Genomic DNA, 22331 nt, shown 5'->3' with positions numbered 1-22331 from the left:
CCACCGTTCGCGGCGCGCGCACGGTGGACGAAAACCCGGGCCGCTCCGGCATAATCGCCGGATGAGCGTTCTGCGGTTCGACAATGTCAGCAAACAGTACGCCGGTGGCCACGAGGCGCTGGTGGACGTCAGCTTCCAGGTGGAGGAGGGCGAGATGCTGTTCGTCACCGGCCATTCCGGGGCGGGCAAGAGCACCTTGCTCAAGTTGATCCACCTCAGCGAGCGCCCGTCGCGCGGTGCGGTGCTGTTCGGCGAGCGCAACCTGCTGAAGGTGCGCGGGCGGCGCGTGCCGCTGCACCGACGCGAGGTCGGCGTCGTGTACCAGGACCACCGCCTGCTGATGGACCGCAGCATCGCCGAGAACGTGGCGTTGCCGTTGATCCTGCGCGGCACCCGCCGCGCCGAGATCGGCAAGCGCGTGCGTTCGGTGCTGGAGCGGATGGGCCTGGGCCATCGCGAGAAGGCGCTGCCGTCGCAGCTGTCGGCCGGCGAGCAGCAGCGCGTCGGCATCGCCCGGGCGATGGTCGCCGAACCGCGCCTGCTGGTCGCCGACGAGCCCACCGGCAACCTCGACCCGACCCTGGCCGCCGAGATCATGCAACTGTTCGCCGAATTGCCGGCGCGCGGCACCAGCGTGCTGGTGGTCAGCCACGACCTGGCGCTGCTCAAGCAGATGCGCAAGCGCGTGCTGATCCTGGACCACGGCCGCCTGGCCGACGACATCTCCCCGCAGGACCTGGCCGAATGAGCGCACGCAACGCCGGCGGCGCCGCCGCGCCCTCGCGCCTGGGGGTGTGGTGGGACCACCACCTGCACAGCATCGTCTACAGCCTCGGCCGCGCCATGCGCAAGCCGTGGGCGACGCTGCTGACGATGGCGGTGATGGCCCTGGCCCTGGCATTGCCGCTGGGGCTGTCGATCGCGCTGGACAACCTCAAGCAGTTCGCCGGCAGCGTGCAGCAGTCGCGCGACATCAACGTGTTCCTGAAGACCGACATCGATGCCGCCGCGGCCAACGCGCTGGCCGCGACCCTGCGCGGCCGCGCCGACGTCGCCGCGGTGGCGCTGCGCACGCCCGAGCAGGGCATGGCCGAGCTGCGCGACAGCGCCGGGCTCGGCGAGGCGCTGGACGCGCTCGACGACAACCCGCTGCCGACGCTGCTGATCGTCACCCCGGCCGCGGCCGACGACGCGCAGCTGGCCGCCTCGCTGAGCGCGCTGCCGCAGGCCGACCTGGTCCAGCACGACGCGTTGTGGCGCAAGCGCCTGGACGGCTGGCTGCGCTTCGGCGAGCGCCTGGTGCAGGTGCTGTCGGTGCTGCTCGGCGCCGGCGCGGCCTTGGTGGTCGGCAACACCGTGCGCCTGGACATCCAGTCGCGACGCGAGGAAATCGGGGTGCTGCAGTTGCTCGGCGCCAGCGACGGTTTCATCCGCCGCCCGTTCCTGTACCTGGGCGCCTGGTACGGCTTCGGCGCCGGGGTACTGGCGCTGGGCCTGATCGCCGCTTCCGGGCTGGCGCTGGGGCCGCCGCTGGCGGAACTGGCCGACAGCTACGGCAGCCATTTCGCGCTGCACGGGCTGGACGCCTTGCACTCGGCGTTCGTGCTGCTCGGCACCCTGCTGCTGGGCTGGCTCGGCGCTTGGCTGGTGACCGGTCACTTCCTGCGCCAGACGCGTCCCACCGATACCTGAGGCGCGCATGTCCCGGCACGAGCTCAAGCACCTGATCAGCGACGCCCCGCGGGTGATGGTCGTGGACGGCTCCAAGCTGGTGCGCAAGCTGATCGCCGACGTGCTGCACCGCGAGCTGCCGGATGTGGAAGTGGTCGGCTGCGCCAGCATCGCCGAGGCGCGCGCCGCGCTGGAGGCCGGCCCGGTGAATCTGGTCACCACCTCGCTGGCGCTGCCCGACGGCGACGGCCTGGCCCTGGCGCGCAGCGTGCGCGAGGCCGCCGGCCAGGCCTACGTGCCGGTGATCGTGGTCTCCGGCGATGCGCAGCAGCACCTGGTCGAACGCCGCTTCACCGAATACGTCACCGACTACTTCGACAAGGCGCTGGGCCACGAGGCGCTGGCGACCTTCATCCGCGGCTACGTGCAGCCGCAGCCGGTGGTCGGCGCCACCATCCTCTACGTCGAGGACAGCCGCGTGGTGGCCGAGGCGACCAAGCGCATGCTCGAGCGGCAGGAGTTGCACGTGGTGCACGTGCTGACCGCCGAGGACGCGTTCGCACTGCTCACCGCCGAATCGCTGGGCCGCACCACCCGCCGCATCGACCTGGTGCTGACCGACGTCACCCTGAAGGGCGAACTCAACGGCCGCGACGTGGTGCAGCGCATCCGCATCGACTTCGCCTACGGCAAGCGGCGCATGCCGGTGCTGGTGATGACCGGCGACAGCAATCCGCACAACCAGTCCGAACTGCTGCGCGCCGGCGCCAACGATCTGGTGCAGAAGCCGATCGAGGAGCGCCTGCTGGTCACCAAGGTGCTGTTCCAGCTGCGCCTGGCCAAGCTCAACGACACTGCCGTGACCTTCTGACCGATCTGCCGAACCTGCATGAGTAGCGAAGACGACACCCGGATCCAACTGGAACCCTCGTGGAAGGCGCGGGTCGGCGACTGGCTGCTGCGCCCGGAGATGCGCGAACTGGCCGCGTTCCTGCGCCAGCGCAAGGCCGCCGGCGCACGCGTGTTCCCGCCCGGGCGGCAGATCTTCGCCGCGTTCGACGCGACCCCGTTCGACCAGGTCGAGGTGGTGATCCTCGGCCAGGATCCGTACCACGGCTACGGCCAGGCGCATGGGCTGTGCTTCTCGGTGCTGCCCGGGGTGCCGGTGCCGCCGTCGCTGCTGAACATCTACAAGGAGATCGAGGACGACCTGGGCATCCGCCGTCCCGATCACGGCTGCCTGTTGCCGTGGGCGCAGCGCGGCGTGCTGCTGCTCAACGCGGTGCTGACGGTCGAGGAAGGCCGCGCCGGCGCGCACCAGGGCAAGGGCTGGGAGGGCTTCACCGACCACGTCGTGGAGACCTTGAACCGCGAGCGCGAAGGCCTGGTGTTCCTGCTGTGGGGCAGCTATGCCCAGGCCAAGGGCAAGGTCATCGACACCCGCCGCCACCGCGTGCTGAAGGCGCCGCATCCCTCGCCGCTGTCGGCGCACCGCGGCTTCCTGGGCTGCAAGCATTTCTCCGCGGCCAACGAGTACCTGCGCCGCCGCGGTGCCGCGCCGATCGACTGGAGCTTGCCGCCGCGCGCGGCGCTGGACCCGGCCTCGGCCGGCGGCTGAACCGTGGTTCGACGGCGTCGCCCGGAGCGCGCCGCGTGTACGCAAATTTCGCAGCCCGGGTGCTAGTTTTGGCGCTCGTAACCGGTTACGCCTGTCTTTCCCAGCGTTCCAGTGGCTTCTGTCACAGTCCTTTTCCTGATTCGAATGTTCCATAAACGGAACGCAGGAACTTTTTACTGTACCCAGCAGTCTAGTTAGTTGACTGCTAAGATGAGCCCTATGAGCCAGACCATACCTGCCACCGCGCTGGTGGCCAACAACCTCCCGATCCCCAGTCCGCTCGGTTCGCTGGATGCCTATATCGGCGCCGTGCACCAGATCCCGGTGCTGACGTCCGAAGAGGAACGCGCGCTGGCGGTGCGCTACCGCGACCAGGAAGACCTGGATGCGGCGCGCGAACTGGTGCACTCCCATCTGCGCTTCGTGGTCCACGTCGCCCGCGGCTACAACGGCTACGGCCTGCCGCTGGGCGACCTGATCCAGGAAGGCAACATCGGCCTGATGAAGGCGGTCAAGCGCTTCGACCCGGAAATGGGCGTGCGCCTGGTCAGCTTCGCGGTGCACTGGATCCGTGCCGAGATGCACGAGTACATCCTGAAGAACTGGCGCATCGTCAAGGTCGCCACGACCAAGGCGCAGCGCAAGCTGTTCTTCAACCTGCGCAAGTCCAAGACCCGCCTGGGCTGGATGAACGCGGCGGAAGTGACCGCGGTCGCCAAGGACCTCAACGTGTCCGAGCGCGAGGTGCTGGAGATGGAGTCGCGCCTGTCCGGCCGCGACATCGGCTTCGATGCGCCGTCCGACGACGACGACGACCATGCGCCGCCGTCGCCGGCCGCCTACCTGATGGCCGCCGAGGAAGATCCCTCGCAGGCCTACGAGCGCGCCGACAGCGAGGACAACCAGCTGCAGCTGCTGCGCGAAGGCCTGGCCGAACTGGATGCGCGTTCGCGCGACATCATCAAGCGCCGCTGGCTGGATGCCGACAGCAAGATCACGCTGCAGGAGCTGGCCGACGAGTACGGCGTGTCGGCCGAGCGCATCCGCCAGATCGAAGCCAACGCGCTGAAGAAGATGAAGGCGTTGTTCGTGGCGTGAGTGTTGCGCCCACGCGGGCGATCGATCAGCGAAGCAAAAAAGGCCCGGTTTTCCGGGCCTTTTTCGTTGTGCCGATGCCTGCGCAGATTGGCGGATGCGGACTCGCCGTGCGGACGCGCGCGCAGCCGCCACGCGCCGGGCTCACTGCTCCGGCGGCCGCGCCACCGGCAGATGCCAGCCGTAGCGGATCGCCATGAAGCGCAGGCCGAAGCACAGCGTGGCGCCGATCGCCAATCCCCACGGCTGCGGCAGGTGCAGCGCGTGCGCCGCGGCGACCACGCCGCCGCCGAGCAAGGCCGCCACCGCGTACAGCTCGGCCTGCAGCACCACCGGCGTGCGCGCCACCAGCAGGTCGCGGACGATGCCGCCACCGATGCCGCTGAGCATGCCGAGCAGGGTCGCGCTGAGCGGACCCAGGCCGAACGCCAGCGCCTTGCTGGTGCCGTACACCGCGAACAGCGCCAGGCCGAGCGCGTCGAAGATCTGCACCGGGTTGCGCAGGCGCTCGACCGTGTTGTGGCTGTAGAAGGTCAGCAGCCCGGCCAGGCAGGCGACGCCGAGGTAGCGCGCGTCGCCGAGCGCAGCCGGCGGGGTGGCGCCGATCAGCACGTCGCGGGCGATGCCGCCGGAGACCGCGGCCGCGCACGACAGCACCAGCACGCCGAACAGGTCCAGGCGGTGGCGCACGCCGACGGTGGCGCCGCTGATCGCGAACACGAAGGTGCCGAGCAGGTCGAGCAGGAACAGAAAGGTCGCCAAGACGGCACTGCGCAGCGGCAAAGGGCGGCTAGGATCGCAGCCCCGCCGCGGGGTGTCACGCGGCCGCTGGCGGTTCCGCTGGCGCGGGCGCAGGCTCGGCCGGGCGTTCGTCGTCGCCGAGGATGATGCGCGCCGCGCGCTGATAGCTCCAGTACGCCCAGGCCCAGTTGAGCAGCACCACCAGGCGGTTGCGGAAGCCGATCAGGAAGAACACGTGCGCCGCCAGCCAGAACCACCAGGCCAGCAGGCCGGACAGCTGCAGGCGGCCCAGGTGCACGATCGCGGCCATGCGCCCGATGGTGGCCAGGTTGCCGTAGTCGGCATAGCGGAACGGCGCGTCGCCGGCTTCGCCACGCAGCCGCTTGGCCAGGTTCTCGGCGACGTGCCGGCCCATCTGCTTGGCCGCCGGCGCCACCCCGGGCACCGGCTTGCCGTCGGCCTGCTGCAGGGCGGCCAGGTCGCCGGCCACGAACACTTCCGGATGCCCGGGGATGCTCAGGTCCGGCTGCACCTGCACGCGGCCGCTGCGGTCCAGCGACACGTCCAGGGTCCGCGCCAGCGGCGAGGCGGCCACGCCGGCGGCCCAGACCACGGTGCGTGCGGGCACGAAGGTACTGCCCAACCGATAGCCGCTGGCGTCGATGTCGGCCACCGGCACGCCGGTCAGCACTTCCACGCCGAGCTTTTCCAGCTGCCGTTGCGCCTTGGCCGACAGCCGCTCCGGGAACGAGGCGAGCACGCGCGGGCCGGCTTCGATCAGCCGCACCTTGGCCTCGGCCGGATCGATGCGGCGGAATTCGTGCTTGAGCGTATGCCGCGCGATCTCGGCCAGGGTGCCGGCCAGTTCCACCCCGGTCGGGCCGCCGCCGACGATGGCGAAGCTGAGCCAGGCCGCGCGTGCGGCAGGGTCGCTCTCGGCTTCGGCGCGTTCGAACGCCAGCAGCAGGTGGCGGCGCAGGTGCAGCGCATCGTCCAGGGTCTTCAGGCCGGGCGCGTGCCGGGCCCACTCGTCGTGGCCGAAGTAGGCGTGGGTGGCGCCGGTGGCGACCAGCAGGTAGTCGTAGTCCAGCGTCTCGCCGCCGGCCAGCTGCACCTGCCGTGCCTGCTTGTCCAGGCGCACCACTTCGCCCAGGCGCACTTCCACGTTGTCCTGCTTGCGCAGGATCTGGCGCAGCGGCGCGGCGATGTCCGGCGACGACAGGCCGGCGGTGGCGACCTGGTACAGCAGCGGCTGGAACAGGTGGTGGTTGCGGCGATCGATCAGGGTGATGCGCAGCGGCGCCTTGGCCAGCGCGCGCGTGGCCCACAGCCCGGCGAAACCGCCGCCGACCACGATCAGGTGCGGCACGGGCGGGCTAGCCATGCAGGACTCCAGGGGCAGGCAAAGACGAGGCGCAAGCGGCTGTCGGCACGCTGGCGACGGCTGCGGACGCTGCACGCACGCGGTGCGGCGCGGCGCCGTGATGCACGCAGCGGTCGAGGCGCCGTGCAGGAACTGGGGGCTGGAACGGCATGGCCCTATAGTAGCGCGATGGCAGGCGCAGGCAGGGATGCGGAGGGCGCGTGGAGATGCGAGCGACAGCAACGGATCGGCCTCTGGTTTCGCCCGCGGCAACGCCGTCGCGGGTGGGCGGCCTGCTGTTCGCGCTGAAGACCCGCGTGCTGCAACTGCGCCGCGCGCTGCGCGATCTGCGCGGCGGGCCGCGCCGGCATCGCCGCGATGCGGGACTGCCGATCGCCGCCGCGGCGGTGTCCGAGTCGATCACCGCGCTATGGCCGGAGTCGGAGGAGACCTCGCTGCTGCTGGTCGCCGGCAAGATCCACAACCTGCGCGTGGCCGCGCGTGCGCTGCACGGGATCGAAGTGCCGGCCGGCGCCACCTTCAGTTTCTGGCGGCAGCTGGGCCGGGCCACGCGCTGGCGCGGCTTCGCCGCCGGGCGCGAACTGCGCGAAGGCTGCCTGGTGCCGTCGATCGGCGGCGGCCTGTGCCAGCTGTCCAATGCGATCTACGACGCGGCGCTGCGCCAGGGCCTGCAGATCGTCGAGCGCCATCGGCATACCCAGGTGATCGCCGGCTCGCTGGCCGAGCGCGACCGCGACGCGGTGGTGTTCTGGAACTACGTGGATCTGCGCCTGCGCGCGGAGTCGGCATGGCGCCTGGAAGTGTGGCTGGATGGCGATGACCTGCACGTGCGCATCCTCGGCGGCGCGCCGGCCGCCGCCGCGCTGCCGTTGCTGCCGCTGCGGCGCGCGCCGGCAGCGACGGCGGCGAACGACTGCACGCGTTGCGGCCGCGAGGAATGCCATCGGCATGTGCCGGCGAGCGCGCAGGGCCTCCGCCGCACCTGGCTGGTGGACGAGGACTGGCCGGAATTCGACGACGACCGCCGGCGCCGCATGCAGCCGGGCGATCGGGTGCTGGCGCTGCGCCGGAGCAGCGTCGCCGCGGTGCAGGCGGCGTTGCTGCAACGCTGGTGGCTGCGCCGCGGGCTGCCGTTGCCGCAGGTGCGGCAGCGCGCGCAGCGCATCCGCCTGCGCGCGCTGCAGCGCCTGCTCGGCGCGCAGGATGTCGAACTGGTGGTGCCGCAGAGCCTGTTGCCGGGCCTGTGGCTGGCCGGCGAACTGCAGGGCCGGCGCTGGGACGTGTGCATGACCGCGCTGCCGATGCACCTGCTGCAGGCGCGCCTGGACGTGGCGGCGCAGCGCCATCCCGACAGCGCCACGCTGCGCGATTTCCGCGCCGATCCGCGGCTGGTCGAGGCCGAGCGCGCGGCGCTGGCGCAGGCGCGGCACTGGATCACCCCGCATCGCGAGCTATTGGCGTTGGCCGGCAGTCGCGGCATCGCCTTGCAATGGCGGCAGCCGTTGCCGCCCGCAGCGGCATCGCCCAGCGGCGATGGCGTTGCCGCGCAGGTGCTGCTGGCGGCGTCGGCGCTGGCGCGCAAGGGGGCGTTCGAACTGCGCGAGGCGTTGCGCGGTCTGCCGGTGCAGTTGCTGTTGCCGCCAGGCGCGCAGGAGACGCCGCAGTTCTGGAGCGGTTTCGATGTGCGCCGGGTCGCGTCGATGGCCGCGGGCGTGCAGGCGGCCGCGGTGGTGGTGCTGCCGGCCTGGATCGAGCAACAGCCGCGTGGCGTGCTGCTGGCCTTGGCGCTGGGCAAGCCGGTGATCGCCACCGCCGCCTGCGGTCTGGGCGCGGACGACGGCGCGTGGCGCTGCGTGGAAGCCGGCGACAGTGCCGCGCTGCGCGCGCAGCTGGTCGCCGTGCTGGGTTTGCCGGGCTGAGAAAGCGGGACGCGAACGACGCGCTCGGCTCAGTACAGATCCTGCGGATCCACATCCAGCGACCAGCGCACCCGCCGCGCCTGCGGCAGCGCATGGATCGCCGGCGCCGCCGCGTCCAGCACCGCATGCAGCGCGCGCCGCGTCGGCGCCGACAACAGCAACTGGGTGCGCTGGAAACCGGCGCGGCGCGGCATCGGCGCCGGCATCGGCCCGAAACGCTGCACCTCGGCCTGCTCCGGCAGCAGCGCGCGCACCGCGCCGAGGAAGGCGTTGGCGTGTTCGACCTGCTTGGCTTCGGCGCGCAGCAGCGCCAGATACGCGAACGGCGGGAAGCCGGCCGCCTCGCGCTGCGCCAGTTCGGCCTCGGCGAAGGCGTGGTAGCCGCCGTGCACCAGGGTCTCCAGCAATGCATGGCCGGGATGGTGGGTCTGCAGCCACACCTCGCCCGGGCGCGCGGCGCGGCCGGCGCGTCCGGCGACCTGGATCAGCTGCTGCGCCAGTTTCTCGCTGGCGCGGAAGTCGGCCGAAAACAGGCCTTCGTCGATGCCGACCACCACCACCCGGGTCAGCTGCGGCAGGTCATGGCCCTTGGCCAGGATCTGCGTGCCGACCAGGATGCCGGGCTGCGTGCCGAGCGTGGCCAGTTGCGTCTCCAGCGCATCGCGGCGCTGGGTGGTGCCGCGGTCGATGCGCAGCACCGGCACGTCGGGGAAGGCCTGCAGCAGGCGTTCTTCCAGGCGCTCGGTGCCGATGCCCTGCGGCTGCAGCGCCAGGCTGCCGCAATCCGGGCAGGCCAGCGGCGCCGGCTGCCGCGCGCCGCAGTGGTGGCATTGCAGGCGCCGGCCGCCGGCATGCACGGTCATCGGCGTGGCGTGCAGCGGGGTGCTGCAGCGCTGGCACGGCGCGGTCCAGCCGCAGTCGTGGCACAGCAGCACCGGCGCGTAGCCGCGGCGGTTCTTGAACACCAGCACCTGGCCGCCGTCGGCCAGCGCGCTGCCGATGCCGGCCAAGACCTCTGGCGACAGGCCGTCCTGCAGCGGCCGCTTGCGCACGTCGAGCACGCGGACCGTCGGCGGCCGCGCATCGCCGGCGCGGCGGGTCAGGCGCAGATGCGCGTAGCGGCCGCTGGCGGCGTTGTGCAGGCTTTCCAGCGACGGCGTGGCGCTGCCCAGCAGCACCGGCACGTCCAGCGCCTTGCCGCGCACCAGGGCGAAATCGCGGGCGTGGTAACGGATGCCGTCCTGCTGCTTGTAGCTGCCGTCGTGTTCCTCGTCGATCACGATCAGGCCGGCCTGCGGCAGCGGCACGAACACCGCCGAACGGGTGCCGACCACCACCCGCGCCTCGCCGCGCCAGGCCGCGGCCCAGACCCGCGCGCGCTCGTTGTCGGTGAGTCCGGAATGCAGCGCGTGCACCGGCACGCCCAGGCGTGCGCGGAACCGCGCCAGGGTCTGCGGGGTCAGGCCGATCTCCGGCACCAGCACCAGCGCTTGGCGGCCGCGCGCCAGGCAGGCGGCGATGGCCTGCAGGTAGACCTCGGTCTTGCCGCTGCCGGTGACTCCGTCGAGCAGGAACGGGGCGAAGCCCGGGGCGGCGACGACGGCGTCGATCGCGGCCTGCTGTTCGTCGTTCGGGGTGGGGCCGGGCTGCGGCTGCGGCGCCGCGGTGCTGGCCGGCACCGCGATGCGTTCGGCGAAGTCGCGCTTGGCCAGGCTGCGCGCGGCGCTGCGCCAGTCGTCCATGGCCTGGTCCAGGCGGTCCTCGTCCAGCGGCGCGGCCCGCAGCAACTCGGCGAAGCGGTGCGGGCGGGTGCCGGGGCGGGCCCGGTGGCTGGCGCCGGCCTCGGTCAGGCGCCAGGCCCAGGCGTGGGTGTCGGGCAGCGCCTCGCCGCGGCGCAGGGTCACCGGCAGCGCGGTCGCCAGCACCTCGCCCAGCGGCGCATGGCTGTAGCGGGCCAGCCAGTGCAGCGAGTCGGCCAGCTCGCCATGCAGCAGCGGCACCGGGTCCAGCCAGGCCAGCGCCGCGCGCAGACCCTCGCTGTCCTCGACCTGGCCGAGCGCGGCGACCACCCCGCTCAGTTCGCGATTGCCGAACGGCACCCGCAGGCGCCGACCGATCGCGTCGGCGGCGTCGTCGCCAGGCGGCGGCAGGTAGTCGAACAGCTGCGGCAGCGGCAGCGGCAGGGCGACGCGGAGGGTGGCGGCAGGGGACGGCATCGGCGCTAGTTTAGCGGTCGGGGACGGGGGCCAATGCCCCCTCGGCGGTGGTCGGCAGGGAGCGCCAGTTGCACGCGATAGCTGCTCGCAAAGTGATAAACAAGTCGTAAATAGCTGCCCCGCTTGGAGAATCGATTTTATCCACACCCGCTGTGGATAAAGCTGTGCATGAAAGGGATGCTCCACGCCGTGAAGACGGATTCACAAGCCTCTGCCACAAGTTGGACAAAAAAGCGCCAATCGGATAAATCCAATAAATAACAACAACTTGGCCGTGAAACATGGCTGCAACATGATTTCGCGGGGGCTTGACAGGAGGCGCCGCCCGCGCCTCCGGGGCGCTGTGCACAACCCGTCGCCGCGATCCGCCCGGCTGGCGCCTGAAGCAGCCGATCGGCGCGCCGTTGTCAAGCGCGCGGCGCGGCGGCGGCCTCGCTATCATCGCGCCGATGATGGAGTTCCGATGACCGCCGCGCCCCCCTCCGACGGCGCGGTCGCACCGCCCGCCCTGGCCGCCTTCCTGCGCGGCATCGAACGCCGTGCCGCGGTGCTGGCCGAGTTGCAGAGCGGCAGCGTCGAGCGCGGCGCGCCGGCGCTGGCCGCAGCGATGCGCGCGTTCCGCAGCCATGCCGCGACCCTGCCGATGGCCGACTGGCCGCTGCGCTTCTGGAAGCTGCTCGCCGCGGTGCCGTCGCTGCGCCAGATCGCGACCGCGGACGGCAGCGGCTGGCCCGCGCCGCTGGCGCACCTGGGGGAGTTGGGCGCCGCCGACCGCCTGGCGCTGCTGCTGCGGATCGTGGCCGGGCTGGACGAGCCGACCGCGGCGCAGGTCCTGCACCAATCCACCCAGGACTACCAGCAGGCGCTGGCGCGGGCCTGTCCGCGCGATGCCGGCGGGCGTCCGGACGCCGCCGGCTGGCGCGCGCTGGCCGACGCCGCCCAGCAGCACCTGCGCGAACTGCCGCCGCAGCGGCTGCAGGCGCTGGCGCACCTGCGCGATGCGGCCATCGCCGGCGCGGCGCCCACGCCCGCGGCGGCGCCGGCGGCGCCTGCTGCGGTCCGTCCGCGCCGTCGCGGCGGCGGGCGCGGGCTGACCCGGCCACGGCTGGCGGCCGCGGTCGTCGTGCTGGTGGCCCTGGCGCTGCTGGGGACGCTGTGGTGGGGGCGGGCGCCGTCGCGGCTTGCGGCGACGGGCGCCGGTTCGAGCCTGGCGCTGGGCGATACCGGGCCGGTGCAGGTGGAGGAACTGCCGGCCGAGTCGGATGCGCCCACCGCGCCGCCGTTGCCGGCCGCCGTGCCGGCGCCGCTGCCGGAACCGGCGGTCTACGACCTGGACTTCTTCGCCTGGTACGCGGCGGGCGCGCCGCCGGCACGGATCGAGCGCAGCGCGCCGAGCGCGGAGGACCTCGCCGAAGCCGTCGCCGCCCAGTCCGCCACCGGCAGCGCCGCGGCGGCGCCAGCCGCGGCCGCCGACCCGCCGCCGGCGCTGACCCCGGCGCAGTTGCGCGAGCGCCAGTCCGCCTGGGAGGCGCTGGACGCCACGGTGCAGGCGCGCCTGCGCCAGGTGGCCAGCGCCTTCGCCGGCTTGCCGGTGGAGCAGCAGCACACGCTGCGCGCGCAATTCGCCGCACTGGATGCGCTGGAACGCCACGGCTGGTTGCTGGGCCCGGAACTGGGCAGCGAGTACTGGGCGTTGCAGCCGCTGTTCGGCTATGTGCCCGACGCGCAGCGTGCGGCGCTGCTGGGCCTGCTGCGCACGTTGCCGGCCGAGCAGCGCGAGCACCTGGCGCTGTTGTCGCAGCGCACCCCGCCGCAGGAGCGCGCGGCGCTGCGCCGCGAGTTGCTGGCGCAGGGCGCGGACACGCGCGCGGCCTGGCTGCGCCAACGCGCCGCGCGCTGAGCGCTGAGCGCAGCATCCGCCGCTCTCCGCTCTCCGCTCTCCGCTCTCCGAGTCCCGAGTCCCGAGTCCCGAGTCCCGAAGCCTGCGCCAACCAGCCGCGCAGGTTAAACTGCCGCCCCTCCGCCACCCGGCGCCGGCGCTTTCCTGCGCGGCCGCAGTCGGCGGGATCGCCAGAGTCTTGCAATGTCTTCGTCCTCCACCCCGGCGTCGGTCCGGGGCCGCGAACTGCGCACCACCGCGCAGCTCGCCCTGCCGCTGGTCCTGGGGCACATCTCCGCCGGCCTGATCAGCTTCGTCGACAACGTGATCGCCGGCCACCACGGCACCCGCACGCTGGCCTCGGTCACGGTCGGCACCGCGTTGCTGTGGTTGCCGATGATGATTCCGATCGGCACCCTGATCGCGTTGACCGCGTCGGTGTCGCAACTCGACGGCGGCAAGCGCCATGCGCAGATCGGGCCGATGTTCCGCCAGGCGCTGTGGCTGTCGCTGGGCCTGGGCGTGCTGATGTTCGCGTTCCTGAGCGTGATGCCGATGGCGCTGCCGCAGCTGGGCATCGCTCCGGAGATCGTGCCCGGCGCGCGCGACTTCCTGCATGCGATCCGCTGGGGCGTGCCGGCGATGGTGCTGTACTTCTGCATGCGCTATCTCAGCGAGGGCATGCACTGGACGCTGCCGACGATGCTGCTCGGCTTCGGCGGGCTGCTGGTGCTGGCGCCGCTGGGCTACGTGCTGACCTTCGGCCTGTTCGGGCTGCGCGAACGCGGCGCCGGCGGGTTGGGCATGGCCTCGGCGATCATGATGTGGCTGCAGGCGCTGTGTTTCGCCATCTACCTGGCGCGCTCCAGGCGCTTCGCGCCGCTGCGCCTGTTCGCGACCTTCGAGGCGCCGGACCTGCGCGCGATCGGCGGGCTGCTGAAGACCGGGCTGCCGATCGGCATCACCATCCTGATGGAAGGCGGGCTGTTCATCGTCACCGCGCTGCTGATCGCGCGGCTGGGCGAAGTGCCGGCGGCCGCGCACCAGATCGCGATCAACGTGGCGCAGCTGTGCTTCATGGTGCCGATGGGCGTGGCCGAGGCGACCACGGTGCGGGTCGGGCGCGCCGCCGGCGGCGGCGACGCGGTGGGCGTGCGCGGCGCGGCCTGGGCCGGCTATACGATCGTGCTCGGCACCCAGGCGCTGTCGGCGCTGGTGCTGCTGTTCGGCCACGACGCCATCGTCGGCGTCTACACCCGCGACATCGCGGTGGCCGGGCTGGCGTCCACGCTGTTGCTGTACGCGGCCGCGTTCCAGTTCCCCGACGGAGTGCAGGTGCTGTCGGCCGGTGCGCTGCGCGGGCTCAAGGACACCCGCGTGCCGATGCTGCTCGCGCTGTGTTCCTACTGGGGCCTGGGCATGCCGCTGGGCGCCGGGCTCGGCCTGTGGCTCGGCTGGGGACCGCAAGGCATGTGGATCGGGCTGATCCTGGGCCTGACCGCCGCTGCGGTGATGATGGCCGCGCGTTTCCGGCTCAGCAGCGGGCGCCTGCTCGCCGCCGCGGCTGCCTGACCCCTGACTTCAGGCGCATGTGCGGCGCCGGCACAGCCGGTATGCTGCACGCGCGCAAGACGCCTTCCTTCCGGAGTTTTCCATGAACCAACCCGTGCGTCGCAGCCCCATCGCCAGCTTCTTCGTTGGCCTGTGGGATGTGATGAACTTTACCCGCCGGCTGATCCTGAACCTGGTGTTCTTCGGCTTCCTGCTGCTGCTCCTGCTGGCGATCGTGTTCGCGATGGCGCGTGGCGATGGCGCCAAGACGCTGCGCGACCGCACCACGCTGTTGATCGCGCCGGAAGGCACTCTGGTCGAGCAGTTCAGCGCCGATCCGGTCAGCCGCGCGCTGACCAAGGCGATGGGCGACAAGGGCGCCGAGGAGATCCAGCTGCGCGATCTGATCCGCGCGCTGGAAGCGGCCAAGACCGATCCGAAGATCGAGCGGGTGGCGCTGCGCCTGGACAAGCTGCAGCCGAGCGGGTTCGCCTCGATGCGCGAAGTGTCCGCGGCGCTGCAGGACCTGCGCGCTTCCGGCAAGCAGGTCGTGGCCTACAGCGACAGCCTGAGCCAGGCGCAGTACCTGCTGGCCGCGCAAGCCAACGAGGTCTACCTGGACCCGATGGGCTCGGTGGTGCTGGAAGGCCTGGGCCGCTACCGGCAGTACTTCCGCGAAGGCCTGCAGGACAAGCTCGGCGTGGACGTGCACCTGTTCAAGGTCGGCGAGTTCAAGTCCGCGGCCGAGCCGTACGTGCTCGACGCGGCCTCGCCGGCGTCCAAGGAAGCCGACCTGTTCTGGATGAACGACGTGTGGCAGCGCTACGTGGCCGACATCGCCAAGGCGCGCAAGCTGGCGCCCGAGCAGATCTCCGCCGGCATCGACACGATGCCCGAGGGCATCGCCGCGGCCGGCGGCGACATGGCCAAGTTCGCGCTGCAGCAGAAGCTGGTCGACGGCCTGAAGACCCGCGAGGAGGTCGAGGAACTGCTGACCAAGCGCGGCGTCGCCGACGACGATGCCGATACCGGCTTCCGCAACGTCAACCTGGATGCCTACCTGCAGCAGCTGGACCTGCGCCGTTCGCCGGTGGATTCGCGGCCGCAGGTGGCGGTGGTGGTCGCCGCGGGCGAGATCAGCGGCGGCGAGCAGCCGGCCGGGCGCATCGGCGGCGAGTCGACCGCGGCGCTGCTGCGCGACGCGCGCGACGACGAGGCGGTCAAGGCGGTGGTGCTGCGCGTGGATTCGCCCGGCGGCGAAGTGTTCGCCTCCGAGCAGATCCGCCGCGAGGTGGTGGCGCTGAAGGCGGCCGGCAAGCCGGTGGTGGTGTCGATGGGCGACCTGGCCGCGTCCGGCGGCTACTGGATCAGCATGAACGCCGATCGCATCTACGCCGACCCGTCGACGATCACCGGCTCGATCGGCATCTTCGGCATGATCCCCAACCTGACCCGCAGCCTGGACAAGATCGGCGTGCATACCGATGGCGTCGGCACCACCCGGTTCGCCGGTGCGTTCGACGTCACCCGGCCGATGGATCCGGTGGTCGGGCAGGTGATCCAGTCGGTGATCAACAAGGGCTATGCCGACTTCACCGGCAAGGTCGCGCAGGCGCGCAACAAGCCGGTCGAGGCCATCGACCAGGTCGCGCGCGGCCGCGTGTGGAGCGGTGCGCAGGCCAAGGAACGCGGCCTGGTGGACGCGTTCGGCGGCTTCAAGGACGCGGTGGCCGATGCCGCCGCGCGGGCCAAGCTGGGCGATCGCGACAAGTACCGCGTGCGCTACATCGAGAAGCCGGCCACGCCGTTCGCGCAGTTCGTCAGCGGTTTCGCCGGCAGCCGCATGGGCGCGTGGATGCTGGGCGACTCGGCCCTGGCGCACGCCGTGCTGGCGCGCAGCATGCCGGAGCTGGATACCCAGCTGCGCTTCGTGCAGGACGCGACCGACAAGCGCGACGGGACGCCGGTCAAGGCGCTGGCCTACTGCTTCTGCGGTTTCTGATGCAGGCCTGATGCAGGCGCGTCCGCCACTGGCGGGCGCGCTGCGAGCAACGACGAACGCCGGCCGATGCCGGCGTTTTTCATTGCCCGGTGGCGGCGTCGATCGCCGCGTTCTGCGCGGCGGCGGACTGCTCGGTGCCGGCCGCCGCCTGCTTGGCGCGGTCCAGCGGCTGCACGATCGCCGCGCGCAGCGCGCCGGCCTGCGGTTCGGGCGGCTTGTCCGGCGGTTTCGGCGGCGCCGGCTTGCAGGCGGCCAGCGCGGCCAGCAGCGACAGTGCCAACGTCATCAAGCGCAGTGAACCGGTCATGGCAGCGACCTCGTTGAGCGTGGGCGTTATCCTACGCCCACCCCGGTGCAGACAGGCAAGGCGATGCAGCAACGTTGGCGGCTGGACGGACAGACCGCATTGATCACCGGCGCCAGCGCCGGCATCGGCCTGGCGATCGCGCGCGAGTTGCTCGGCTTCGGCGCCGAGCTGATGCTGGTGGCGCGCGACATCGATGCGCTGGAAGCGGCGCGCGACGAACTGGCCGATGCCTTTCCGGAGCGGCGCATCCTGGCGCTGGCCGCGGACGTGGCCGACGACGAGGACCGGCGCGAGATCCTGGACTGGGTCGAGGACCATGCCGACGGCCTGCACCTGCTGATCAACAACGCCGGCGGCAACCTGAGCAAGGCCGCGGTGGACTACACCGAAGACGAGTGGCGCGGCATCTTCGAGACCAACCTGTTTTCGGCGTTCGAGCTGTCGCGCTATGCGCATCCGCTGCTGGCGCAGCACGCGTCCGCGGCGATCGTCAACGTCGGCAGCGTGTCCGGGCTGACCCACGTGCGCAGCGGCGCGCCCTACGGCATGACCAAGGCCGCGCTGCACCAGCTGACCCGTAACCTGGCGGCCGAATGGGCCGAGGACGGGATCCGGGTCAATGCGGTGGCGCCGTGGTACATCCGCACCCGCCGCACCTCCGGGCCGTTGTCGGATCCGGACTACTACGAGCAGGTGATCGAGCGCACGCCGATGCGCCGGATCGGCGAGCCGGAGGAGGTGGCGGCCGCGGTCGGCTTCCTGTGCCTGCCCGCGGCCAGCTACATCACCGGCGAATGCATCGCGGTGGACGGCGGGTTTCTGCGTTACGGGTTCTAGGGCGCCGGTAGACCGGCGAGTGCCGGCCACGCCCTGTAGGAGCGGCTTCAGGCGCGACGCTTTGCTGACAATGCCTGTCGCGGCTGAAGCCGCTCCTACAGGGGCAGTGTCGGGTGTAGGGGCAGTGTCGGATCGAACCTCCGCGGGGGCACCCTAATCCGGTGCGCCGCAGTTGCTCGCCTGCAGCAGGTGCTGGCGACGCAGGAATTCCTGCCGCAGCTGCTCGGCGTGCTCGGATGTGGCGAAACGCCAGTGCGTCTCGGCTTCGGCCACGTAGGTTGCCCAGGCTTCGCAGGCGCCGGCCTCCGGCAGCGCCTCGCAGCGGTCGCGCAGCACTTCGCAGGCGCTGCCGCCGGTCCTGTCGGGGCTGCCGTCCAGGCCCATGGTGCGCAACGGCACGCAGCGCGGCGTCGGCTCGGCGGTTTCGCCGACGTAGCGTTGCTGCTCGTAGGTGGTACAGGCATACAGCGTGGGCGGCGGCAGGCGCGGCGCGGTCTCTGCCGGCGCTGGCGACGGTGGATCGGGCGTGGCGGCGGCAGCGGGCGGTGCGGGGGCCGGCGGTATCGGCGCGGCTGGTGCCGCTGACGCGGCAGCCGGCGCCTGCGTGGGCGCGCGGCCGACGCCCTGCATGAGTTTCTTTTCCTGGCGCATGCCCTTGGGGCACGGCTGGTTCTGCACGGTCAGGTTGTCGTGCGCATCGGTGCAACGATAGAACACCACTTGCTCGGCCTGCGCGGCGCCGGCGCAGGCCAGGAGCGCGGCCAGGCAGGCGCCGCCCCGCATCTCAGCCGCTGCCGCAGTCGCGGTCGAGCCGCGCGTCGATGCCGCGCTGTTCGGTTTCCAGCGCGCGGCGCTCGCTCTGCAGCGCACTGTTGTAGCGCCGGATCAGTTCCCAGCGGCGGTCGGTCAGGCGTGCACACACTTCCTGCGGCGGCAGCACGTTGCAGGTGTCGCGGATCAGGGTGCTGCCGGCCGGGACCACCACGCCGACGCCGGGATACACCGGCCGCGGCGGGCGCGGGTGGCCGCCTTCGCCGCCACCATTGCCGCCACTGCCACTGCCACTGCCACCGCCGCGACGATGGCCGTAGCCATAGCTGCCGGCATAGCCGACGGTCCACAGCGGCACCCAGCGCGGATTGCCTTCGTTGTCGTCGCTGGTATAGCGCTGGCCCTCGCTGGTGACGCATTCGTACATCGGCTGCGGCGGTTGCACGGTGACGATGCGGATCTCGCGCTGCGGCAGCGGCGCAGGCGCCGCGGCGTCGCGCGCCGGGTCGGTACTGAGCGTGGTGGTCGGGCGCGGCGGCGGATCGCGCGGGCGCTGCATGTCCAGCACCTGTTGCTGGCGCGCGTTCTCGCAGGGCGCGTTCTGCAGGCTGACCGCGCCGGAACTGCCGATGCAGCGGTAGATGCGCACCGACCCTTGCGCGCCGTCGCTGCTGGTGGTCCGCGTGCTTTGCGCCCAGGCGGCGCCGGCCAGCGGCAACAGCGCGGTCAGGAGCAGGGCAGGGCGGGCGAGGCTGGGCATGCGCGCATCTTGCGCGCCTTCGCCGGCCAGGGAAAGTGAAGGTGGGTGGGGAGTCGCCCTGCGCTCAGGCGCGCAGGATCTCGCCGCTGACCGCGTCGCGGATCGGAGTGGGCTGGGCCAGGCCGCCGGTTTCGCCCCCGACCACGCCGTCGAGTGCGGCCAGCAGGTGCGGATCCAGTTCGGCGCGCTGCCGCGCCGGCGGCTCGCCGCCGCGGTTGGCGCTGGTCGAGACCAGGGCGCCGCCCCAGGCGCGGCACAGCGCGGCCACCTGCGGGTGCGCGCTGATCCGCACTGCGATGCTGCGGTGCGCGCCGGTGATCCAGGGCGGCGCCTGCGCCGCGGCCGGCAGCACCCAGGTATGCGCTCCGGGCCAGCTGGCCAGCACCGCGGCCAGGCGCTCCGGCGGCAGCGCCGGCAGGTCCAGCAGCGGGCGCAGCGGCTCCAGTTCGGCGGCGACCACGATCAGGCCTTTCTCCACCGGGCGCTGCTTGATCTGCAGCAGGCGCGTCACCGCCGCCTGGTCGTACGGATCGCAACCCAGGCCCCAGACCGCCTCGGTCGGGTAGGCGACGACACCGCCCTGGCGCAGGGCGGCGACGGCTTGGCTGAGCGACAGATCGGTCATGCGCGCATGATGCGGCAGGCTGTTTTGTGGGGCAATGCCGGAGGGCCGGGATTGGGGATTTGGGATTGGCAAGAGCGAAGCGCGCTTTGCTGCCGGTTCCGGGTTCGATTGCTGTCGGGCGGCGTGGGCGGTGCGCAGGCGGTGGGGCTGGTGCGCAGGCTGTGGCGGCTGCGGTTGTTCCGATCTGCGCGGCGCCGCTTCCGAATGCACCGGTGGAGCTCGATTGCGGCAAGTGCTAACGGATCGCTTGGCGCGATGGATGGCGATTGCGGCTATCCGGCGCCGCTCCTGCGGATGTGGCATCCGCAGGAACGGGGTGGTGGATCAGGCGGGCTTGGCCGCGGCCTTCTTGACCACTTTCTTTGCGGTTTTCTTCGCGGTCTTCTTCGCCGCCTTCTTGACCGCCTTCTTCGCGGCGGGCTTGGCCGGGGCGTCGGCCGCGGCCTTCTTGGCTGCACTCTTTTTCGGCGCCGCTTCCTTCTTCGCCGCGGCCTTCTTCGCGCCGAAGCCGCGCCGCGCCGGCTTGCCGGTCTCTTCCAGCAGCTTCTGCACTTCTTCGAGGGTCAGCGTTGCAGGCTCGCGATCCTTGGGGATCTTGCCGTTGAGCTTGCCGTCGCTGATGTACGGGCCGAAGCGGCCGTTCAGCACCTGGATGTCGCTGCCGTCGTATTCCTTGATGATGCGGTTGCGCGCGATCTCTTCCTTCTCTTCGATCAGGAACACCGCGCGCGCCAGGTCGATGGTGTACGGGTCATCTTCCTTCTTCAGCGAGGCATAGACGCTGCCGCGCTTGGCGAACGGCCCGAAGCGGCCGATGCCGACGCTGACGTCCTCGCCCTTGTCCTCGCCCAGCGCGCGCGGCATCAGGAACAGCTCCAGCGCGTCTTCCAGGGTGATGGTGTGCATGCTCTGGCCCGGCCGCAGCGAGGCGAACTTGGGCTTGTCCTCGGCGTCCTCGGCGGTGCTGCCGATCGCCGCATACGGGCCGAACCGGCCCAGGCGCACGCTGACCGGCTTGCCGGTCTTGGGGTCGGTGCCGAGTTCGCGCGCGCCGGTGGCCTCGGAGCGGTCCACCGATTCCTTCTTTTCCTCGACCAGTTCCTTGAACGGGCCCCAGAACTTCTCCATCAGCGGCCGCCATTCCTCTTCGCCGCGCGACACCGCGTCCAGCTCGTCTTCGAGCTTGGCGGTGAAGTCGTAGTCGACATAGCGGGTGAAGTGGCCGGACAGGAACTTGCTGACCGCGCGGCCCACGTCCGAGGGGCGGAAACGGCGCGCGTCCAGCTCCACGTACTTGCGAAACAGCAGGGTCTGGATGATCGAGGCATAGGTCGATGGGCGGCCGATGCCGTATTCCTCGAGCGTCTTGACCAGCGAGGCTTCCGAGTAGCGCGGCGGCGGCTCGGTGAAATGCTGGTCGGCATGGATGCGGTCGAGCGGGATGCGGTCGCCGGGCTTCATCGGCGGCAGCTTGCGGCCCTCGTCCTCGTCCTCGGCGGCCTTCTGGTCCTTGCCTTCCTCGTACACGGCCAGGAAGCCCGGGTCGATCACCGTGGTGCCGCTGGCGCGGAAGCTGTGCTCGTTGCCCGCAGCCAGCTCCACGGTGACGGTGTTCATCGTCGCCGGCACCATCTGGCAGGCCACCGCGCGCTTCCAGATCAGCTCGTACAGGCGGCGGCCATCGTCGTCCAGGTACTTGGCCATCTGCGCCGGGGTGCGCAGCGCGCTGGTCGGGCGGATCGCCTCATGCGCTTCCTGCGCGTTCTTGGACTTGGTCTGGTACATGTTCGGCTTGTCCGGCAGCGCGCCGGTGCCGAAGTCGCGCGCGATCACGTCGCGGATCTCGGCCAGCGCGTCCTGCGACAGGTTCACCGAGTCGGTACGCATGTAGCTGATCAGGCCGACCGTGCCTTCGTCGCCCAGGGTCACGCCTTCGTACAGCTTCTGCGCCACGCGCATGGTGCGGCTGGTGGTGAAGCCGAGCTTGCGCGAGGCTTCCTGCTGCAGCGTGGAGGTGGTGAACGGCGGCGCCGGGCGGCGCTTGCGCTCCTTGCTGGCCACGTCGGTGACGTGCAGCGCGCCCTGCGCGGCCTTCTGCAGGCGCATCCGCGCGTCTTCGGCGGTGTCGCCGTCGGTGATTGTGAACTGCTCGAACTTCTGCCCGTCGAGCTTGACCAGCTTGGCCGCGAACGGTTGCGAGGGGTGCAGGCAGTCGGCGCCGATGCTCCAGTATTCGCGGGCGACGAAGGCTTCGATCTCTTCCTCGCGCTCGACGATCATGCGCAGCGCCGGCGACTGCACGCGGCCGGCGGACAGGCCGCGCTGCACCTTGCGCCACAGCACCGGCGACAGGTTGAAACCGACCAGGTAGTCCAGCGCGCGCCGCGCCTGCTGCGCATCGACCAGGTCCACGGCGATCTGCCGGGGGTTGGCCATCGCCTCCTTGATCGCGCGCGGGGTGATCTCGGTGAACACCACCCGGTGCAGCGGCTTGTCCTTGAGCAGCCCGCGCTCCTTCAGGATCTCCGCGATGTGCCAGCTGATCGCCTCGCCCTCGCGATCCGGGTCGGTCGCCAGATAGATGTCGTCGGCGACCTTGGCGGCCTTGGCGATGGCCTCGACGTGCTTCTCGTTCTTCTCGATCAGCGCGTAGCGCATCGCGAAGCCGTCGTCCGGATCCACCGCGCCCTCTTTCGGGATCAGGTCGCGCACGTGCCCATACGAGGCCAGGACGTGGAAGTCCTTGCCGAGGTATTTGTTGATCGTCTTGGCCTTGGCGGGCGATTCGACGATGAGCAGGTGCTTGGACATGATGAGGTGGGCTTCGAATGGGCGGGGCGGGCGCCCTGGGGGCGGTAGGGTGGCGCAATTGCTCCGGTTAGTGAAGCGTTGCGGTGTTCAGAGAGGCCGACGCCCGGGGCTGGTACCCCGGGCGTTCAGCTGCGTCTCTTTTTA

Annotated in this window: 18 protein-coding genes; 10 read left to right on the top strand and 8 right to left on the bottom strand. The window is 71.4% G+C overall.

The window, feature by feature from the left end:
- Nucleotides 1-61 precede the first annotated feature (61 nt).
- From ftsE to rpoH, 5 genes are all read left to right on the top strand, one after another.
- Nucleotides 62-748: a cell division ATP-binding protein FtsE gene (gene ftsE / locus HDC36_RS12580; RefSeq protein ID WP_047324490.1), complete on the top strand. Its 687-nt coding sequence runs from the start codon at nucleotides 62-64 to the stop codon at nucleotides 746-748.
- The gene (gene ftsX / locus HDC36_RS12575; RefSeq protein WP_179567760.1) at nucleotides 745-1692 is read left to right on the top strand and encodes a permease-like cell division protein FtsX; all 948 of its coding nucleotides are present in this window, start codon (nucleotides 745-747) and stop codon (nucleotides 1690-1692) included. The genes ftsE and ftsX overlap by 4 nt, the downstream gene beginning before the upstream one ends.
- A gap of 7 nt (nucleotides 1693-1699) precedes the next feature.
- The gene (locus HDC36_RS12570) at nucleotides 1700-2542 is read left to right on the top strand and encodes a response regulator (RefSeq protein WP_179567758.1); all 843 of its coding nucleotides are present in this window, start codon (nucleotides 1700-1702) and stop codon (nucleotides 2540-2542) included.
- An 18-nt stretch (nucleotides 2543-2560) separates the two neighbouring features.
- A complete protein-coding gene (gene ung, locus HDC36_RS12565) occupies nucleotides 2561-3289 on the top strand; it encodes a uracil-DNA glycosylase (RefSeq protein ID WP_179567756.1) in 729 nt (242 codons plus the stop codon).
- Nucleotides 3290-3508: 219 nt separating this feature from the next.
- Nucleotides 3509-4387 (top strand): RNA polymerase sigma factor RpoH, encoded by an 879-nt coding sequence (rpoH, locus tag HDC36_RS12560; protein WP_003469114.1) that lies wholly within the window; start codon nucleotides 3509-3511, stop codon nucleotides 4385-4387.
- A 141-nt stretch (nucleotides 4388-4528) separates the two neighbouring features.
- On the opposite strand, the gene HDC36_RS12555 is transcribed toward rpoH, so the two are convergent.
- Together HDC36_RS12555 and HDC36_RS12550 are read right to left on the bottom strand one after the other, a co-directional pair.
- Nucleotides 4529-5146: a trimeric intracellular cation channel family protein gene (locus tag HDC36_RS12555; protein WP_179567754.1), complete on the bottom strand. Its 618-nt coding sequence runs from the start codon at nucleotides 5144-5146 to the stop codon at nucleotides 4529-4531.
- Between the two features lie 55 nt (nucleotides 5147-5201).
- Nucleotides 5202-6509: an NAD(P)/FAD-dependent oxidoreductase gene (locus HDC36_RS12550; protein ID WP_179567752.1), complete on the bottom strand. Its 1308-nt coding sequence runs from the start codon at nucleotides 6507-6509 to the stop codon at nucleotides 5202-5204.
- A 263-nt stretch (nucleotides 6510-6772) separates the two neighbouring features.
- Between HDC36_RS12550 and HDC36_RS12545 the strand changes: the two genes are divergently transcribed.
- Nucleotides 6773-8428, top strand: coding sequence for a VanW family protein (locus HDC36_RS12545; protein ID WP_343204338.1), 1656 nt, complete (start codon nucleotides 6773-6775; stop codon nucleotides 8426-8428).
- A gap of 29 nt (nucleotides 8429-8457) precedes the next feature.
- Here the strand turns inward: HDC36_RS12545 and HDC36_RS12540 are convergent, their stop codons facing one another.
- Nucleotides 8458-10644: a primosomal protein N' gene (locus HDC36_RS12540; protein ID WP_179567747.1), complete on the bottom strand. Its 2187-nt coding sequence runs from the start codon at nucleotides 10642-10644 to the stop codon at nucleotides 8458-8460.
- A 463-nt stretch (nucleotides 10645-11107) separates the two neighbouring features.
- Here HDC36_RS12540 and HDC36_RS23490 point away from each other — a divergent pair, with 463 nt between their 5' ends.
- The 3 genes from HDC36_RS23490 to sppA all read left to right on the top strand — a co-directional run bounded on the left by HDC36_RS23490 (nucleotide 11108) and on the right by sppA (nucleotide 16076).
- Nucleotides 11108-12544 (top strand): hypothetical protein, encoded by a 1437-nt coding sequence (locus HDC36_RS23490; RefSeq protein ID WP_255432698.1) that lies wholly within the window; start codon nucleotides 11108-11110, stop codon nucleotides 12542-12544.
- 183 nt (nucleotides 12545-12727) lie between these two features.
- A complete protein-coding gene (locus tag HDC36_RS12530; RefSeq protein WP_179567745.1) occupies nucleotides 12728-14095 on the top strand; it encodes an MATE family efflux transporter in 1368 nt (455 codons plus the stop codon).
- A gap of 82 nt (nucleotides 14096-14177) precedes the next feature.
- On the top strand, nucleotides 14178-16076 hold the full coding sequence (gene sppA / locus HDC36_RS12525) for a signal peptide peptidase SppA (protein WP_179567743.1): 1899 nt from the start codon (nucleotides 14178-14180) through the stop codon (nucleotides 16074-16076).
- A 79-nt stretch (nucleotides 16077-16155) separates the two neighbouring features.
- Here the strand turns inward: sppA and HDC36_RS12520 are convergent, their stop codons facing one another.
- Nucleotides 16156-16383, bottom strand: coding sequence for a hypothetical protein (locus tag HDC36_RS12520; RefSeq protein WP_179567741.1), 228 nt, complete (start codon nucleotides 16381-16383; stop codon nucleotides 16156-16158).
- Nucleotides 16384-16446: 63 nt separating this feature from the next.
- On the opposite strand from HDC36_RS12520, the gene HDC36_RS12515 reads away from it, so the two are divergent.
- Complete coding sequence (locus HDC36_RS12515; protein ID WP_179567739.1) at nucleotides 16447-17220, top strand: SDR family oxidoreductase; 774 nt, start codon at nucleotides 16447-16449, stop codon at nucleotides 17218-17220.
- A 153-nt stretch (nucleotides 17221-17373) separates the two neighbouring features.
- On the opposite strand, the gene HDC36_RS12510 is transcribed toward HDC36_RS12515, so the two are convergent.
- The 4 genes from HDC36_RS12510 to HDC36_RS12495 form a co-directional block, all read right to left on the bottom strand.
- Entirely contained in the window at nucleotides 17374-18003 is a 630-nt protein-coding gene (locus tag HDC36_RS12510) for a DUF4124 domain-containing protein (protein ID WP_179567737.1), read from the bottom strand.
- Nucleotide 18004: 1 nt separating this feature from the next.
- Nucleotides 18005-18751 carry a DUF4124 domain-containing protein gene (locus tag HDC36_RS12505; RefSeq protein ID WP_179567735.1) on the bottom strand — a complete coding sequence of 249 codons (747 nt, stop codon included), beginning with the start codon at nucleotides 18749-18751 and terminating at the stop codon, nucleotides 18005-18007.
- 64 nt (nucleotides 18752-18815) lie between these two features.
- Complete coding sequence (locus tag HDC36_RS12500; protein WP_179567733.1) at nucleotides 18816-19376, bottom strand: Sua5/YciO/YrdC/YwlC family protein; 561 nt, start codon at nucleotides 19374-19376, stop codon at nucleotides 18816-18818.
- A 324-nt stretch (nucleotides 19377-19700) separates the two neighbouring features.
- Nucleotides 19701-22187, bottom strand: coding sequence for a DNA topoisomerase I (locus tag HDC36_RS12495; protein ID WP_179567725.1), 2487 nt, complete (start codon nucleotides 22185-22187; stop codon nucleotides 19701-19703).
- Nucleotides 22188-22331 lie beyond the last annotated feature (144 nt).

The sequence above is a fragment of the Xanthomonas sp. JAI131 genome, from assembly GCF_013410075.1.
Classification (GTDB): Bacteria; Pseudomonadota; Gammaproteobacteria; order Xanthomonadales; family Xanthomonadaceae; genus Xanthomonas_A; species Xanthomonas_A bonasiae.
The sequence above is the reverse complement of the archived record's forward strand: the minus strand, read 5'-3'. Positions and strand labels throughout refer to the sequence as shown.